Annotated in this window: 16 protein-coding genes and 1 pseudogene; 8 read left to right on the forward strand and 9 right to left on the reverse strand. The window is 73.3% G+C overall.

The annotated features are described in order from the left end of the window. Window positions 1-17: 17 nt before the first annotated feature. On the forward strand, window positions 18-680 hold the full coding sequence (locus ACIRPU_RS06975) for an alpha-ketoglutarate-dependent dioxygenase AlkB family protein (protein ID WP_403862704.1): 663 nt from the start codon (window positions 18-20) through the stop codon (window positions 678-680). A 27-nt stretch (window positions 681-707) separates the two neighbouring features. Then, window positions 708-1,952 (forward strand): ROK family protein, encoded by a 1,245-nt coding sequence (locus ACIRPU_RS06980; protein ID WP_403862707.1) that lies wholly within the window; start codon window positions 708-710, stop codon window positions 1,950-1,952. Between the two features lie 90 nt (window positions 1,953-2,042). On the opposite strand, the gene ACIRPU_RS06985 is transcribed toward ACIRPU_RS06980, so the two are convergent. Both ACIRPU_RS06985 and ACIRPU_RS06990 read right to left on the reverse strand, forming a co-directional pair. Further along, on the reverse strand, window positions 2,043-2,810 hold the full coding sequence (locus tag ACIRPU_RS06985) for an SDR family NAD(P)-dependent oxidoreductase (RefSeq protein ID WP_384116047.1): 768 nt from the start codon (window positions 2,808-2,810) through the stop codon (window positions 2,043-2,045). Between the two features lie 111 nt (window positions 2,811-2,921). Then, on the reverse strand, window positions 2,922-3,506 hold the full coding sequence (locus ACIRPU_RS06990) for a TetR/AcrR family transcriptional regulator (RefSeq protein WP_403862711.1): 585 nt from the start codon (window positions 3,504-3,506) through the stop codon (window positions 2,922-2,924). 366 nt (window positions 3,507-3,872) lie between these two features. On the opposite strand from ACIRPU_RS06990, the gene ACIRPU_RS06995 reads away from it, so the two are divergent. Both ACIRPU_RS06995 and ACIRPU_RS07000 read left to right on the forward strand, forming a co-directional pair. Next, the gene (locus ACIRPU_RS06995) at window positions 3,873-4,757 is read left to right on the forward strand and encodes an NAD(P)-dependent oxidoreductase (protein ID WP_403862714.1); all 885 of its coding nucleotides are present in this window, start codon (window positions 3,873-3,875) and stop codon (window positions 4,755-4,757) included. Between the two features lie 56 nt (window positions 4,758-4,813). Continuing rightward, window positions 4,814-5,236, forward strand: coding sequence for a PPOX class F420-dependent oxidoreductase (locus ACIRPU_RS07000; RefSeq protein WP_403862716.1), 423 nt, complete (start codon window positions 4,814-4,816; stop codon window positions 5,234-5,236). Between the two features lie 25 nt (window positions 5,237-5,261). Here ACIRPU_RS07000 and ACIRPU_RS07005 read toward each other — a convergent pair whose 3' ends face one another. The 3 genes from ACIRPU_RS07005 to ACIRPU_RS07015 are packed head-to-tail and all read right to left on the reverse strand — an operon-like array spanning window position 5,262 to window position 7,341. Then, a complete protein-coding gene (locus ACIRPU_RS07005; protein ID WP_403862719.1) occupies window positions 5,262-6,170 on the reverse strand; it encodes a phosphotriesterase in 909 nt (302 codons plus the stop codon). Next, the gene (locus tag ACIRPU_RS07010) at window positions 6,167-6,751 is read right to left on the reverse strand and encodes a DUF4865 family protein (RefSeq protein ID WP_403862722.1); all 585 of its coding nucleotides are present in this window, start codon (window positions 6,749-6,751) and stop codon (window positions 6,167-6,169) included. Before ACIRPU_RS07010 ends, ACIRPU_RS07005 begins: the two co-directional genes overlap by 4 nt. 8 nt (window positions 6,752-6,759) lie before the next feature. Continuing rightward, window positions 6,760-7,341 carry a TetR/AcrR family transcriptional regulator gene (locus ACIRPU_RS07015; protein ID WP_403862725.1) on the reverse strand — a complete coding sequence of 194 codons (582 nt, stop codon included), beginning with the start codon at window positions 7,339-7,341 and terminating at the stop codon, window positions 6,760-6,762. A 172-nt stretch (window positions 7,342-7,513) separates the two neighbouring features. Here ACIRPU_RS07015 and ACIRPU_RS07020 point away from each other — a divergent pair, with 172 nt between their 5' ends. From ACIRPU_RS07020 to ACIRPU_RS07030, 3 genes and pseudogenes are all read left to right on the forward strand, one after another. Continuing rightward, the gene (locus tag ACIRPU_RS07020) at window positions 7,514-7,807 is read left to right on the forward strand and encodes an SHOCT domain-containing protein (RefSeq protein ID WP_355701878.1); all 294 of its coding nucleotides are present in this window, start codon (window positions 7,514-7,516) and stop codon (window positions 7,805-7,807) included. Beyond that, entirely contained in the window at window positions 7,804-8,562 is a 759-nt protein-coding gene (locus ACIRPU_RS07025) for an ABC transporter ATP-binding protein (protein WP_403862728.1), read from the forward strand. The genes ACIRPU_RS07020 and ACIRPU_RS07025 overlap by 4 nt, the downstream gene beginning before the upstream one ends. After that, a pseudogene (locus ACIRPU_RS07030) lies at window positions 8,559-11,119 on the forward strand (ABC transporter permease). Before ACIRPU_RS07025 ends, ACIRPU_RS07030 begins: the two are co-directional and overlap by 4 nt. Window positions 11,120-11,216: 97 nt before the next feature. On the opposite strand, the gene ACIRPU_RS07035 reads toward ACIRPU_RS07030, so the two are convergent. Both ACIRPU_RS07035 and ACIRPU_RS07040 read right to left on the reverse strand, forming a co-directional pair. Beyond that, window positions 11,217-11,753, reverse strand: a complete 537-nt coding sequence (locus ACIRPU_RS07035; protein ID WP_403862731.1) for an ATP-binding protein — start codon at window positions 11,751-11,753, stop codon at window positions 11,217-11,219. 213 nt (window positions 11,754-11,966) lie between these two features. After that, window positions 11,967-12,290, reverse strand: a complete 324-nt coding sequence (locus ACIRPU_RS07040; protein ID WP_054240675.1) for a hypothetical protein — start codon at window positions 12,288-12,290, stop codon at window positions 11,967-11,969. A 397-nt stretch (window positions 12,291-12,687) separates the two neighbouring features. Between ACIRPU_RS07040 and ACIRPU_RS07045 the strand changes: the two genes are divergently transcribed. Then, entirely contained in the window at window positions 12,688-13,812 is a 1,125-nt protein-coding gene (locus tag ACIRPU_RS07045) for a PLP-dependent cysteine synthase family protein (RefSeq protein WP_403862734.1), read from the forward strand. A 40-nt stretch (window positions 13,813-13,852) separates the two neighbouring features. Here the strand turns inward: ACIRPU_RS07045 and ACIRPU_RS07050 are convergent, their stop codons facing one another. After that, on the reverse strand, window positions 13,853-14,323 hold the full coding sequence (locus ACIRPU_RS07050) for an SRPBCC family protein (protein WP_403862737.1): 471 nt from the start codon (window positions 14,321-14,323) through the stop codon (window positions 13,853-13,855). Between the two features lie 55 nt (window positions 14,324-14,378). After that, on the reverse strand, window positions 14,379-15,209 hold the full coding sequence (locus ACIRPU_RS07055) for a DeoR/GlpR family DNA-binding transcription regulator (protein ID WP_384116007.1): 831 nt from the start codon (window positions 15,207-15,209) through the stop codon (window positions 14,379-14,381). Between the last annotated feature and the right edge of the window lie 68 nt (window positions 15,210-15,277).

Here is a 15,277-nt window from a genome sequence, read left to right on the forward strand (position 1 = left end):
TGGCGGAGGATGGGCCCATGGACTCCGAGCTGTTTCCGCGCGAACGTGCGCAGGTCGCGCCGGGCGCGGTGCACGTGCCCGACTGGGTGGATCCGGCACACCAGCGTGAGCTGCTCCGGGCCTGCCGGGACTGGGCCCGTCCGCCGGCCGGTCTGCGCACGGTCCGTACACCCGGCGGCGGCACGATGACCGCCCGCCAGGTCTGCCTGGGCTGGCACTGGTACCCGTACGCCTACGCCCGCACGGTCAGCGACGGCGACGGCACGCCCGTCAAGCCCTTCCCCGCCTGGCTGGGCGAGCTCGGCCGGCGCGCGGTCTCCGACGCGCTGGGACCGGCGCGGGCCCGGGGAGCCGCGTACGACATCGCACTGATCAACTTCTACGACGGCGACGCCCGCATGGGCATGCACCGTGACGCCGAGGAGAGGTCCGACGCGCCCGTGGTCTCCCTCAGCCTCGGCGACACCTGCGTCTTCCGGTTCGGCAACCCCGAGACCCGGACCCGGCCCTACACCGACGTCGAGCTGCGCAGCGGCGACCTGTTCGTGTTCGGGGGGCCGTCGCGGCTCGCGTACCACGGGGTGCCGCGGGTCCTGCCGGGCACGGCGCCGGCCGGCCTCGGCCTGACGGGACGGCTGAACATCACGCTGCGGGTGAGCGGCTTCCCCGACGCCACCTGAGGAACGGATCATGGGAGACTCGCCCTCATGAGCGGCAAGGCGGACCCCCGGCCGGCGGGGGATGGGACCACCTCGAGAGCGCGGTTGGACCGGGGGCGCGGTGCGCTCGGGCCCGCGTTGGAGCTCGTGCACACCGGGCGGGCGCCCACGCGCGCGGTACTCACCGCGGAACTCGGCGTCACCCGCGCGACGGCCGGCGCGGTCGCCGCGGAGCTGGAGGCCCTGGGCCTGATCAGGGTCGACGCGCGGCCGGGCGCCGCCGCCGGTTCGCAGGGCCGCCCCTCGCACCGGCTCGAGGTCGCGGAGGAAGGCCCGGTCGCCCTCGCCGCGCAGGTCCACGCCGACGGGTTCCGGGCCGCGCTGGTCGGTCTCGGCGGGCGGATCGTCGCCACCACGCCCAGCTGCGAGACCGTCGACGCCGACCCCGCCAAGGTGCTCGGCGCCGCGGTCGACGCCGGCGCCGAACTGCTGCGCCGGACGGGCCGGCCCTGTGTGGGCGCCGGACTCGCCGTACCGTCCGCGGTCACCGAACCCGAGGGGCTGGCGCTGAACCCCCTGCACCTGGCGTGGCCGGTGGGCGCGCCCGTGCGGGAGATCTTCGCCGAGCGGGTCCGCGCCGCCGGTCTCACCGGCCCCGGATTCGTGGGCAACGACGTCAACCTCGCCGCCCTCGCGGAACACCGGCACGGCGCCGGACGCGGCGCCCGCGACCTGCTGTGCGTGGCCACCGGGCACCGGGGCGTCGGCGGCGCGCTGGTGCTGGACGGCCGTCTGCACACGGGCAGTTCGGGCCTCGCCCTGGAGGTCGGCCATCTCACCGTCAACCCCGAGGGCCGCCCCTGCTACTGCGGCAGCCGGGGCTGTCTCGACGTCGAGGCCGATCCGCTCGCCCTCCTCAACGCCGCGGGCCGTGCACCCGGCCCCGAAGGCTCCCTGCTCCAGCAGGCCAACGAGCTGATCGGCGAGGAGTACGGCGATCCGGTGGTCCGCATGGCCGCCGAAGCCCTGATCGACCGGCTCGGCCTGGGCCTGGCGGGTCTGGTGAACATCCTCAACCCCGACCGCATCATCCTCGGCGGCCTGCACGGAACCCTGCTCGACGCCGACCCCGACCGGCTGCGTGCCGTCGTCGCGGACCGGAGCCTGTGGGGCCGCAGCGGCAGCGTCCCCATCCTCGCCTGCTCCCTCGATCACAACAGCCTGGTCGGCGCGGCCGAGTTGGCCTGGCAGCCGGTGCTGGACGACCCGCTGAGGGCGCTGGGCCCCGTGTGAGACGCGGCGGCGGCCCACGGCTCCGCCCGGCCCACCGCAGAGGCCGCCTCGCGCCCGGCCCGCCCGGTTCACGGCCGGTTCACGGCCGGTTCACAGCGCGGCCCCGCCGTCGATCACCAGGTCGGTGCCCACCACGGAGGCCGCGTCGTCCGACGCGAGATACAGGACCGCCTGGGCCACCTCCTCCGTCGACGACACCCGGCCCAGCGGCGACTGCTCCTTCATCCGCAGGGCACGCTCGGTCTCGGACTCGCCGGGCCGCAGCGACATCGCCGTCTCCGACGGGCCGGGGCTGACGGCGTTGATCCGGACGCCGTCCCCCAGGTGTTCCAGGGCGGCGCCACGGGTCAGGGCGGTCACGGCCGCCTTGCTCGTGGCGTACGCGGTCAGGCCCCGGATCTGCCGGTGGACGCCGATGTTGGACGACACGTTGACGATCGCGCCCCCGCCCGGCTGCGTCCGCATCTGCCGCACCTCGGCCCGCAGCGCGAGGAAGACACCGGTCAGGTTGGTGTCCAGCATGGATCGCCAGTCCTCCTCGTCGACCTCGGCGAGCGGACGGCCCGCCCGCAGGACCCCCGCGTTGTTGACGGCGACGTCGAGCGACCCGAAGCGGTCGACGGCCGCCCGGACGAGCGCGTCCAGGTCGGCGGCGCGCGAGACGTCGGCGACCCCGGCGAACGCCGTCCCCCCGGCCCGTTCGACGAGCCCGACCGTCTCGTCGAGCGAGGCGCGGGTGCGCCCGGACACGACGACCCGGGCTCCCTCGGCGGCGAAAGCCAGGGCGAGGGCGCGTCCGATGCCGGAACCCCCACCGGTGACGAGTGCGGTGCGGCCGGAGAAGCGGTTCCGAGGCATGGCAGTCCTTTCAAGACTGATCGTTCCAGTATGTGGGCAGGCGAAAGCGGCCCCAACGGTTTCCATGGGCCGGGGCCGGTCAGTCCAAAGGCCGGTCGGTCCAGGGCGCGGTCAGTCCAGCAGGGTGAGCGCCTGCTCCGCCGCGTCCCGCACCCGCGCGGGATCGGGCGACGCCTTGCCCACCACCCGCAGTCCCTGGAGCAGGACCAGCAGCATGCGCGCCAGCCCCCGCGGATCACGCCCGGCCGGCAGTTCGCCCCGCGCCCGCGCGCGCACCAGCGCCGACTCCAGCAGCGTCTCCAGGTGCTCCCAGCTCCGCTCGACCCGACGGGCCGCCGCGGCGTCGTGCGGGGCCAGTTCCGCCGCCGTGTTGGTGACGAGGCAGCCGTACGCCCGGCTCGCCTCGTCCGTCGCCTCCGCGGCGAACCGCCGCACCACGGCGCGCACCGCGGGGAGGGCGGGCCCCGGCTGCGACAACTCGTCCAGGAGCAGCGGCTGGTGCTTCTCCCCGTACCGGTCCAGCGCCTTCAGATACAGGTCGTGCTTGTTGCCGAAGGTCGCGTAGAGACTGGCGCGGCCGATTCCCAGGTGCTCGACGAGGTCCGCCATCGACGTGGCCTCGTAGCCGCGCCGCCAGAACAGCTCCAGCGCCGACTGGAGGGCCGCGTCCGGGTCGAATTCCTTGGTCCTGGCCATGAGGTGACGCTAGATCAAACGAGAATGATCGGTCAAGTATGTGCGGGGAAGGGGGCGGGTCAGTCGTCCTGGCAGGCGTCGGCGCGGAAGTCCTCGATCGACGCGGTGAGCCAGCCGTCGTCCTCGGCGCCCGGCGCACCGCCCGCGAAGCAGCGCATCCGGCCCGGGGTGAGCGCGGCCAGGTGGGCGAGGGTGAAGGAGACGTCGATCGTCGACCAGGAGTTGTCCTCGGCCGCTCCGCACAGGACGTAGGTGCGCCAGGACGTAGGTGCGCTGCCGTTCTAGCGTGACCGGCCGGCGAAGCCCAACGGCCACCAGGCGTGGCTGGACGGCCCGGTCGGCGCGGCGTCGACGTAGGTTGAGGCCATGACAGACGAACTGACCGTGGGCGTCCTCGGCACCGGCATCATGGGCGCCGCGATGGCCCGCAACCTGGCCCGGGCGGGCCACACCGTGCGTGCCTGGAACCGCACCCGCGCCAAGGCCGAGCCGCTCACCGCCGACGGCGTCCACGTCGTCGACACCCCCGCCGAGGCGGTCGAGGGCGCGGACGTCGTCCTCACCATGCTCTACGACGGCCCCGCCGCCCTGGACGTCATGCGCGAGGCCGCTCCCGGCCTGCGCGCCGGAGCGGCGTGGGTGCAGTCGACGACCGCCGGGACCGGAGCCATCGGCGACCTGGCAGCCTTTGCGAGCGCACACGACCTCGTCTTCTTCGACGCGCCCGTCCTGGGCACCCGGCAACCCGCCGAGGCCGGTCAGCTGACCGTGCTGGTGGCGGGCCCGAGCGAGCACCGCGAGGCGGTGGCGCCGGTCTTCGACGCGGTGGGCGCGCGGACGGTGTGGACGGGCGAGGACGGCGGCGAGGGCAGTGCGACGCGCCTGAAGCTGGTGGCCAACAGCTGGGTCCTCGCGGCCACCGCCGCGGCCGGCGAGGTCCTCGCCCTGTCGCAGTCCCTGGATGTCGACCCGAACGCGTTCTTCGAGCTGATCGCGGGTGGCCCGCTCGACATGGGGTACTTGAAGGCGAAGACCGGCCTGATCCTGGAGGATCGGCTCTCGCCCGCCCAGTTCGCGGTGACGACGGCCGCGAAGGACGCGCGTCTGATCGTCGAGGCCGGCCGTGAGCACGGCGTCCGGCTGGACGTGGCGGCGGCGAGTGCCGAGCGTCTGGAGCGGGCCGCCGCTCAGGGCCACGGTGACGAGGACATGGCCGCCGCCTACTTCGCCAGCTTCGACAAGAACGCCTGAGGTTCGACAAGAACGGCTGAGCGTCGAAAAGAACGCCTGAACCGAGAGGAGATCCCATGTCCAAGCCCCCGCTTCCGCCCGAGGCCGTCAAGCTGCTGGGCCGCCCCAACCCCTGCGTGATGGCGACCCTGCGCTCCGACGGAGCCCCCGTCTCCACCCCCACCTGGTACCTCTGGGAGGACGGGCGCGTCCTGATCAGCCTGGACGAGGGGCGGGTCCGCCTCCAGCATCTGCGCCGCGACCCGCGGCTGACCCTCACCGTCCTCGACGCCGACGACTGGTACACGCATGTCACCCTCATCGGGCGGGCGGCCGAGCTGCGCGAGGACGAGGGCCTGACCGACATCGACCGCATCTCCACCCACTACACGGGCAAGCCGTACCCGGACCGGGTCCGCTCCCGCGTCAGCGCCTGGATCGAGATCGACCGCTGGCACGGCTGGGGCGCCCTGAAGGACAGCGGCCAGGCGTCCACCTGAGCGTCCCCGCGGCCGGGCCCGGCGTTCAGCGCCACTCGACGCCGAAGGCCCGCCCCGGATTCTCCGCCAGGATCCGCGCCACGAGCTCCTCACCCACGGCGAGCGCCAGCCTCGGGCGGACCCGGCGCAGCAGATACGGCATCCCGGGTCCGCCGTCGACGGAACGGGCCGCGGCCGTGGTGGTGTCGCCGCCGAGCAGCAGCCGGTCGCCGAAACCGGCGTCGGCCAGGGCCCGTACGGCGTCCGGCATCCGCCAGTCGGTGGCGTGGTGGGCGCGTGACGGGCCGTCGAAGGCGAGCCAGCAGCCCGCCTCGGCGGCCTGCCGGTGCGCCACCGTGTCGGGCGCGCGGTTGAGATGCCCGAGGATCACGCGGTGCGGGGGCACGTCCAACTCCCCGCACAGCAGGTCGAGCACGTCGAGCGCGCCGGTGCCCAGCTCCAGATGGACGGCGATCGGCGCGTCCGTCGCGTGATGCGCCTCGGCCGCCGCGGTCATGGTCCAGCGGGTGTGCGCGTCGAGGGCGTGGAACCCGCCCGCGACCTTGACGAGCCCGGCGCGGACCCCCGACGTCCCGATGCCCTCGGTCAGTTCGGCCACGAACAACTCGGCGAGCCGGTGCCGCAGACCGTCGAGCGTCGCCTCGTCGTAGTGGACGTCCTGGTGCAGACCCGTCGCGGCCACCACATGCACCCCGGCCTCCCGGGACAGCGGCGGCAGATCCGCCGCGCGCCGCCCGAGACCGTACGGCGTCCACTGCACGACGGCGTCACCGCCCTGCGCGCGGAACGCGGCGAGCTCGGCGCCCGCCGCGGAGCGGCTGTTCAGCTCCTGACCGGGCAGTCGGGGACTGCCGAAGAACAGATGGTCGTGCGCGTCGCACACGCCGAGCCGTTCGGCCGGCAGGTCCCCGAGCACGGTCCGGACGGCCGTCACCACTGTCGGCCCTCGGGCAGGGCGGCCCGCCCCGGCGTCGACAGGTGCAGCACCTGGAACAGGTCGCCTTCGGCCTTCGGCGTGTCGTGCTCCCAGAGGGAGAAGTGCACGCTCTCCCAGCGGCTGGTGTCCACGGCCGCCGCCGCGAGCACCGCGCCCTCCTCCCGTGCCAGCCGCGCGGCCTCGGCCACCGCGTCCCGCGCCACCTCGGACAGCGCCACTCCGTCCGGCACCGGCTCGCGCCGCCGTACGGCGAACCGGGCCGGGGAACCGGCGGCGACGCCCTCCTCGTACGCCAGACCGGTCCACTGACGGGCCGTCGGACGCCCGAAGTCGTCGCTCAGCTTCTGGAAGCCGCCTCCCCAGAGGAAGGCGTTCATGCCCTCCACGGTGTTCCAGAGGTAGAACGGCGCGTACTGGTTGACCGGTGAGCCGTGCACCCCGCGCTCGCGCAGCAGGTACGCCTTGAGGCCGAGGCCCTCCCAGTCGTCGAGGAGATGCCCGACACGGGACACGCGCGCGCGGATGACGCCCGTGTCGTAGTCGGCGGGCAGAGTGACTTCGTACTGCATGGCGTGCACAGGGCCTCCTAGTCGGCGGGACGTGGTGCGAGCAGCGAGAGCAGTCCGCGGACACCCGCGTCGAACGCGGTCCGTGAACCGGACGCGCGGGCCAGGACGTAGCCGCCCTGGACGGTCGCGACGACGGTGGCGGCGATCGCCTCGCCGTCCAGCTCGGGCCTGAACTGCCCCTGTTCCTTGCCCTCTTCGACGAGGTGCGCGATTCGTTCACGGATCAGGTCGATCGTCTCGTCCACGGGTTCGCGCAGCTCGTCGCTCGCGATCACCTCCGGATCCATCGTCAGTCGCCCGATGGGGCAGCCGCGCAGCACGTCCCGCTCGCGCGTGAGGTAGGCCGCGATGCGCTCGTACGGCGTGCCCGGCCCGTCGAGCACTCCCTCGGCCGTGGCCCGCATCTCGTCGGCCGTGCGCCGGATCGCCGCCAGGGCGAGGTCGGGCTTGCCCTTGAAGTGGTGGTACATGCTGCCCTGCCCGGCGCCCGACCGCTCCAGGATCGCCTTGGGGCTGGTCCCCACGTAACCGCGCTCCCAGAGCAGTTCCCGGGTGGACTCGATCAGTCGCTCCGAAGTGCTCACGAACCCACTGTACATACTAGTAGTTACAGAATCGAGCCCTCCAGGAACACCCCTCCAGGAGCAGTCGGGACACACGCGCGTACTCCCGGCGGGGTACGCGTACTGCCGCTGGTCGTACGACGACCCGAACCCCCGCCGCGCGGGACTCTCGAGACATCACGCGAACCACTCGAGGAGATGACCCGAGATGAACACCCTGGCGAACTGGGACGGTGGCGGACCCGGCCCGTGGATCCTGTTCTTCCCACTGATCTGGGCGGCCGTCGTCGTCGGCGTCGTCACGCTCCTGCGCCGCACGGTGTGGCGAGGCCGCCGCGGTCCGTGGAGCGCGGTCGGCGACCCCCGGCCCACCGGCGACTCGCCGCTGGCCGTCCTCGGCCGTCGTTTCGCCTCCGGCGAGATCGACGAGGACGAGTACTGGCGTCGGCTGTCCGTCCTGGACGAGCAGTTCGGCCGCACGGGCAAGGGCGGCGCGGCATGAGCACCGCGACCGCCACCACGGCCACGCGCGACGCCGCGCGAGTCGTCGACGCCGTGAAGGTGTACGGCGTCGGCGACACCGCCGTACGGGCCCTGGACGGGGTGAACGTGGCCTTTCCGGCCGGACGGTTCACCGCGATCATGGGCCCGTCGGGCTCGGGCAAGTCCACGCTGATGCACTGCGCCGCCGGCCTGGACACCCTCACCTCGGGCACCGCGTACATCGGCGACACCGAACTGCGCACCCTCGACGACCGGCGCCTCACCCTCCTGCGCCGCGACCGGGTCGGTTTCGTCTTCCAGGCGTACAACCTGGTGCCGACCCTGACCGTCGAGGAGAACATCCGGCTGCCGCTGGACCTGGCCGGCGAGCGGGGCGAGGCGGAGTGGATCGATGCCCTCGTGGACGTCGTCGGACTGCGCGACCGGCTCCACCACCGGCCCGCCGAGCTCTCCGGGGGCCAGCAGCAACGCGTCGCCGTGGCAAGGGCGTTCGCCGGCCGGCCGGACGTCGTCTTCGCCGACGAGCCCACCGGCAACCTCGACTCCCGCGCCGGGGGAGAGGTGCTCGGGCTCCTCGCCCGCACCGTACGCCGGACCGGCCGCACGGTCGTCATGGTCACCCACGATCCGGTCGCCGCCGCCCACGCCGACGAGGTCGTCTTCCTCGCCGACGGACGGCTCGTCGACCGGATGGAGTCCCCGACCGCCGACCGCGTCCTGGACCGTATGAAAGCGTTCGAGGTGCCGTCATGAACGCGTCGCTGCGGCTCAGCCTCTCGTCCCTGCGCGCCCACCGGCGCCGCTTCGCCGGGACCTTCCTCGCCGTCTTCCTCGGCGTGGCCTTCCTGGCCGGGACGCTGGTCATGGGGGACACCCTGCGGGCCGGCTTCGACTCGATGTTCGGCAACGCCACCGCGGGCACCGACGCCGTCGTGCGCGGAGCCGACGCCATCACCACCCCCGGCGAGAGCCAGGGCGTGCGACAGCCCATCCCCACGGACCTGGTCGACACCGTCGCGGCCGTCCCCGGCGTCGCGGCCGTCGCCCCCGACATCCAGGGCCCGGGACAACTCGTCGGCAGCGACGGCGAGCCGATCGGCGGCCAGGGCCCGCCCACCCTCGCCGGCAACTGGATCACCGACGCGAAGCTCAACCCCTACCGGCTCGCGCAGGGCCGCGCACCGGCCCGGTCGGGCGAAGTCGTCGTCAACCGGGGCGCCGCCGAGAAGGGCGGCCTGAGGATCGGCGACACCACCACGCTGCGCACCCCGGATCCCGTGCGCGTGACGATCGTCGGACTCGCGACCTTCGGCGGCGAGGACGGCATGGCCCAGGTGACCTTCACCGGCATGACCCGCGCCGACGCCGAGAAGTACCTGACCGCCGGGCCCGGCCGGGCGACGGGCATCGTCGTGCGCGCCGACCCGGGAGTGAGCCAGTCGGAGCTCGTCGACCGGTTGACTCCCGTACTGCCCACGGGCGTCGAGGCCATCACCGGTCAGGCGTCGGCGCAGGAGAACACCGACATGATCGCCAGCCAGTTCCTGACGATCTTCACCACGTTCCTCCTGGTGTTCTCCGGTGTGGCCCTGCTGGTCGCGACCTTCTCCATCCACAACACGTTCGCGATCGTCGTGGCCCAACGCGCCCGTGAGAACGCCCTGCTGCGCGCCCTCGGCGCCTCGCGCCGCCAGGTCGCCGAGGCCACACTCGTCGAGGCCGCCGCGGTCGCCGTGACCGCTTCGGCCGCCGGACTGGCGGGCGGCATCGGTATCGCCGCCGGTCTCCAGGCGCTGTTCCCGGCCATCGGATTCCCCTTCCCCGAGGGCGACCTGGTGATCAGCGCCGTGTCGCTGGCCCCCCCCTCGTGGTCGGCGTCCTGGTCTGCCTGGGGTCGGCGCTGCCGCCCGCCGTGCGCGCGGGCCGCACCGCCCCGCTGGCCGCGCTGCGCGAGACGGCCGTGGACTCCGCCGGCGCCTCCCGCCCACGCGCCCTCACCGGCACCGGCCTGCTCGTCCTCGCCGTCGCCGTGACCCTCACCGGAGTCCTGGTCGTCCCGTCCCTGTGGCTGGCGGGGGGAGGAGCCGTCCTGGCCCTGATCGCCTTCGTCGTCCTCGGCCCGGTCGCCTCCGGCACGGCCGTACGCGTTCTCGGCAGCCCGCTGGACCGGCTGCGGGGCGTCACCGGGGGTCTCGCCCGCCGCAACGCCCTGCGCAGCCCGAAGCGGACGGCGGCCACCGCGGGCGCCCTGATGATCGGCGTCGCCGTGGTCTCCCTCTTCACCGTGTTCGGGGCCTCCCTGAAGGCGACCATGGACCAGACCGTCTCCCGCTCCTTCGCGGGCGACGTGGCCGTCAGCACCCCCTCCTTCGGCGCGGGCGGCAGCGGACTCAGCCCGAAGCTCGCCCCGGCCCTCGGCACGCTCCCCGAGGTGGACACGGCCGTCGGACTCGGCCGGGGAGTCGCGGAAGTCGACGGGAAGGGGCGGGCGTTGACCGTCACCGACCCGGTCGCACTGCGCCGCACCTTCGACCTCGGCGCCGTCCAGGGAGACCTGAGCGCCCTCGGGACCGACGGCATCGCGATCACCCGGCAGGAGGCGGACCGCCGGCATCTGACCACGGGTGACGCCGCCCGGCTCGTCTTCACCGACGGCGACGAGAAGACGTTCACCGTACGGGCGGTCTACGGCCGCTCCGAACTCGCCGGTGACTACGTCATCACCCGCGCGGCCTGGGCCCCGCACCGCACCCAGGACGCCGACACACTGCTCGCGGTCGCCTTCGCGGACGGCGTGAGCACGGCCGACGGCAAGGCGGCCGTGGAGAAGGTCGCGGCCCGGTACGGCAATCCCGAGGTGCAGACCCGAGACGAGTACGCGCAGTCCTCGGCCGGCGGCATCGACATGATGCTCACCCTCGTCTACGCCCTGCTCGCCCTCGCGGTCCTCATCGCCCTGCTGGGCATCGCCAACACGCTGACCCTGGCGATCCACGAACGCACCCGCGAGCTCGGCCTGCTGCGGGCCGTCGGCCAGACCCGGTCCCAGTTGCGGGCCATGGTCCGCTGGGAGTCGATCCTGGTCGCCGCGTTCGGCACGGCGGGCGGCCTGGCCCTCGGCGCCTTCCTCGGCTGGGTGCTGGTCCGGGCCTCCGACGGGGCGAGCGACAGCGTCTTCGCCTTCGCACTGCCGCCCGCGCGACTCGCCGTGGTGGCCCTGGTGGGCGTCGCCGCCGGAGCCCTCGCCGGCCTGCGCCCGGCCCGGCGCGCGGCACGCCTGGACGTGCTGCGCGCCATCGCCACGGAGTGACGTACGCCCTAACGGCGTACACCCCAGGGACGAGACTCCGTGGCCCAGGCACGTACGCCCCGGCCACGTACGCCCCGAGGGTGACGTCACCGCCCGGTCAGCCGACGACGGCCGACCGGGCGGGGGCATGTGCGGGCCGCAGGTCGTCGACGGAAACGACCTCCGTGAAGCGCGGCGGGACCGTCTCCCGGGGCGTACGACGTGGCGGACGCGCCGACAGCTCGCGCGTGGCGACGGGGGTCGGCAGCGTGAACCACACGACCTTGCCGGACTCGCCGTCCGGCCGGGCGCCCCAACTCTCGCTCACCGCCGCGACCATGGCCAGGCCGCGCCCACAGGTGGAGAGCGCCCCGTCGTCGACCGCCCCCACGACCGGCAGGCGCGGGTCGTGGTCGCGCACGGAGACGGTGAGCCGGTCGAGCAGCAGCTCCATCTCCACGACGCACAGCTTGTCGGGCTGCGCGTGAAGGTGGACGTTGGTCAACAGCTCCGTCACACCGAGTGCGGCGCGGTCTATGAGCGGATCCATATGCCAGTAGCGCAACTGCGCCGATACGATTCTGCGGACCTGGCCGATCCGCGACGGCAGGGCCTGAAGCTCGACCGTGCAGTGCCTGTTCGGGTTGGTGATCACGGCTGCGACTCCCCGACTTAGGTCCGGAAGAACACGGGATTCGGATCGAGCAGAGCGTCTGCGCAAGGCGGCCGCCTGCTGTCGTGGCCGGCGGGCTGGTTCGCAGCGTTATCGCCGGTAAACCCAGAGTGACGTGAGACCAGAGTGGCGCAGGGGCCGCCATGCCGCAACTCACGTCGGCCAGGCCACCCGTCCGGCCTCATCGGCGTAGGCTCAGCCGCCGCGCCCCGCCGCCCTGCGCACGGCCTCGATGAAGCGGCGCGCCGCGGGCGGCCCCGGTTCGCCCGGCGCCGGGTCGTGGTCGCCGAGGGTCAGCAGATACCGCTTGCCGTTGAGGTCGGCCAGTGCCCGGTCCTCCGGCGCGAACCACGGCCTGGAGGCACGGACCGCCTGCACCGGCGCGCTGTCGATCTCGCTGCCGTAGCTGGTCAGCAGCTCCAGCCTGCCGTCGCTGATCCGGACCTGGCCGGCCCGGGTGAGCGAACGCAGCCGCTTGCCGATGCGCACGCCTGTGGCCGTGAACTCCGGCTCCGCCATGCCTCCCCGCCCCCTTGTGTGCCTGGGCGAGCCGAACCGTGCACCCGCGTGGGTCGTGATCCAGCCCGCGTCGTGATCGAACTCGTCCTCGATCCAGTGTGCGCCCCCGTCCGGAACCCGCGTCCGGACCGGCGTCATCCCCCCGCCCGGGCCTTCGCCCGACCCGGTGCAGTCTGCCCGCGCCCGCCGTCGAGCACCAGTGCGCACGACGCCTGGGCGCCACCCGCCCGGAGCATTCGCGGGAATGCGCCCCCGCGCGCCCAAAGCCGCCCCCCAGGGCCGCCTTTGAGGCTCCCAAAGGTGTGTTTATGCAGGTGAGAAGCGTGTGGCTGGTGTTTATGATCGGTGCGTCGACCGCGCGGACCACCGTCGGCGCGAAGCCTGAAGGAGCCCCGCCGTGACCACCCCCCAGCCCAGCAGGACCGGCGCCACCCTCGACGTCGACCGCAGCGACACCGCCTACCGCGACTGGCTGAAAGAGGCCGTCCGCAAGGTGCAGGCCGACGCCAACCGCTCGGCCGACACCCATCTGCTGCGCTTTCCGCTCCCCGAGACGTGGGGCATCGACCTGTATCTCAAGGACGAGTCGACCCACCCCACCGGCAGCCTCAAGCACCGACTCGCCCGCTCCCTCTTCCTCTACGGCCTGTGCAATGGCTGGATCCGGCCGGGCCGTCCGGTGATCGAGGCGTCGAGCGGTTCGACGGCCGTCTCCGAGGCGTACTTCGCCAAGCTGATCGGCGTGCCCTTCATCGCGGTCATGCCGCGCACGACGAGCGCCGAGAAGATCCGCCTGATCGAGTTCCACGGCGGCCGGTGCCACTTCGTCGACGACCCCCGCACGATGTACGAGGAGTCCGCCCGCCTCGCGGCGGACAGCGGCGGTCACTACATGGACCAGTTCACCTACGCCGAACGGGCCACGGACTGGCGCGGGAACAACAACATCGCCGAATCCATCTTCCGCCAACTGGAGTGGGAGCGGTTCCCGGAGCCCGCCTGGATCGTGGCCACGGCCGGCACCGGCGGCACCTCCGCGACCCTCGCCCGGTACGTCCACTACACGCGCCGCAACACCCGCATCTGCGTCGCGGACCCGGAGAACTCGTGCTTCTTCGAGGGCTGGACCACCGGCGATCCGGACGTCACCTGCGACTGCGGCTCGCGCATCGAGGGCATCGGCCGGCCGCGCATGGAGCCCAGCTTCGTGCCCGGCGCCGTCGACCGGATGATGAAGGTCCCGGACGCGGCCAGCGTCGCCGCCGTGCGCGCCCTGGAACGGGCCATCGGCCGCAAGGCGGGCGGCTCGACGGGCACCGGACTGTGGAGCGCGCTGAAGATCGTCGCCGAGATGGTGGCCGACGGGCGCCGCGGCAGCGTGGTCACCCTGCTGTGCGACCCGGGCGACCGCTACCTCGACAAGTACTACTCCGACGCCTGGCTCGCCGAGCAGGGCCTGGACATCGCCCCGTACACCACCGCGATCGAGTCGCTGCTGTCCACGGGCGTGTGGCCGGCCTGACTCCCGGTACGCGCCGCCGGAGCGGGCGGGCCGGCGCCCTTTACGGGGTGAGCCGGCGGTCCAGCTTCGTCACCGCGCCCCGGAACGACCGCCCCAGACCCGCCCGGGCCAGCCGCAGAACCGCACGGAACGCGCCGTTCCCGTCGGCGGCGAACGTCCACTGCACCCGCGTCCCCGCCCCGGCCGGCGACAGCCGCCACTCCTCGACCAGGGCCCGGACGCCCGGCGCGTTGGTCACGTCCACGCGGTAGGCGTACACCTCCGGCTCCTTGGCCACGAGCACCGTCTCCCGGAAACGGGTGCCGCCCCTGAGCCGTACGTCGCGCCCCGCGCCGTCGTCCAGCGGTTGGACGGACGTCACGGCGGGGAACCACTCCGCCCAGCCGGACACGTCCTCGGCGAGCGCGTGGAAGACCCGCTCGGGGGGAGCGGACACCTCCCGGGCGAAAACCAGCCGTACGGGAGCGGTCTCGACGAAGGCGAGTCCTTCGGGGCGCAACCGGTGAGCCATGCGCGCAACCCCTTCAGGGCGAGGAAACGGGTGCGTCACCCTAGCCGCAGGCCCTTCAGATGTCTGTACCCTCACCGGGCTCGCCGGCGACCACCAGCCGCCGCAGATGCTCGGAGACCTCCACGCGCGCCGCCTCCGGCAGTCCCGCGTCCGTCACCAGCGTGTCGACCTGCTCCAGCGCCGCGAACGAACTCAGGCCCACCACACCCCACTTGGTGTGGTCCGCGACCACCACCACCCGGCGCGCCGACTGCACCAGACGCCGGTTGGTCTCGGCCTCCGCGAGGTTCGGCGTCGACAGACCGGCCTCGGCCGATATCCCGTGCACACCGAGGAACAGCACGTCGAAGTGGAGCGCCGCGATGGCCTGGTCGGCGACCGGCCCCACCAGCGAGTCGGACGGCGTGCGCACCCCGCCGGTGAGCACCACCGTGGCCGCGCCCTGCCGAGGGCCCGAGGTGCGCTGCGCCACGTGGAAGACGTCGGCCACGCGCACCGAGTTGGTCACCACGGTCAGATCCGGCACGTCCACCAGGTGATGCGCCAGCGCGTACGTCGTCGTACCGCCCGACAGCGCGATCGCGCTGCCCGGGGCGACGAGTTCCGCCGCCGCCTTCGCGATGTCCTCCTTGGCGGTCAGCTCCAGGCCCGACTTCGCCTCGAAGCCCGGCTCGTGGGTGCTCGCCTCCACGACCGGCACCGCGCCGCCGTGCACCTTCTCCAGGACACCCTGTCGCGCCAGCGCGTCGAGGTCGCGGCGCACCGTCATGTCCGACACGCCGAGCTTGCGGGTCAGCTCGTTGACCCGTACGCCGCCCCTGCGGCGTACCTCGTCCAGGATCAGGGCGCGGCGCTGCTCCGCGAGGAGGTTCTGATTCTCACTCACGTACGCTCCGGTCCTTTCCCTCAGCCCGTTCGACAGGCCCGCTCACCTGCTCCGACGAGGCCATTCTC

Source organism: Streptomyces sp. NPDC102259, assembly GCF_044766465.1.
Taxonomy (GTDB): domain Bacteria; phylum Actinomycetota; class Actinomycetes; order Streptomycetales; family Streptomycetaceae; genus Streptomyces.

Excerpts from the sequence above, each read along its gene's own strand:
- ACIRPU_RS06975 (WP_403862704.1), top strand. The coding sequence starts at position 18 with ATGGACTCCGAGCTGTTTCCGCGCGAACGTGCGCAGGTCGCGCCGGGC.
- ACIRPU_RS06980 (WP_403862707.1), top strand. The coding sequence starts at position 708 with ATGAGCGGCAAGGCGGACCCCCGGCCGGCGGGGGATGGGACCACCTCG.
- ACIRPU_RS06985 (WP_384116047.1), bottom strand. The coding sequence starts at position 2,810 with ATGCCTCGGAACCGCTTCTCCGGCCGCACCGCACTCGTCACCGGTGGG.
- ACIRPU_RS06990 (WP_403862711.1), bottom strand. The coding sequence starts at position 3,506 with ATGGCCAGGACCAAGGAATTCGACCCGGACGCGGCCCTCCAGTCGGCG.
- ACIRPU_RS06995 (WP_403862714.1), top strand. The coding sequence starts at position 3,873 with ATGACAGACGAACTGACCGTGGGCGTCCTCGGCACCGGCATCATGGGC.
- ACIRPU_RS07000 (WP_403862716.1), top strand. The coding sequence starts at position 4,814 with ATGTCCAAGCCCCCGCTTCCGCCCGAGGCCGTCAAGCTGCTGGGCCGC.
- ACIRPU_RS07015 (WP_403862725.1), bottom strand. The coding sequence starts at position 7,341 with ATGTACAGTGGGTTCGTGAGCACTTCGGAGCGACTGATCGAGTCCACC.
- ACIRPU_RS07020 (WP_355701878.1), top strand. The coding sequence starts at position 7,514 with ATGAACACCCTGGCGAACTGGGACGGTGGCGGACCCGGCCCGTGGATC.
- ACIRPU_RS07025 (WP_403862728.1), top strand. The coding sequence starts at position 7,804 with ATGAGCACCGCGACCGCCACCACGGCCACGCGCGACGCCGCGCGAGTC.
- ACIRPU_RS07040 (WP_054240675.1), bottom strand. The coding sequence starts at position 12,290 with ATGGCGGAGCCGGAGTTCACGGCCACAGGCGTGCGCATCGGCAAGCGG.
- ACIRPU_RS07050 (WP_403862737.1), bottom strand. The coding sequence starts at position 14,323 with ATGGCTCACCGGTTGCGCCCCGAAGGACTCGCCTTCGTCGAGACCGCT.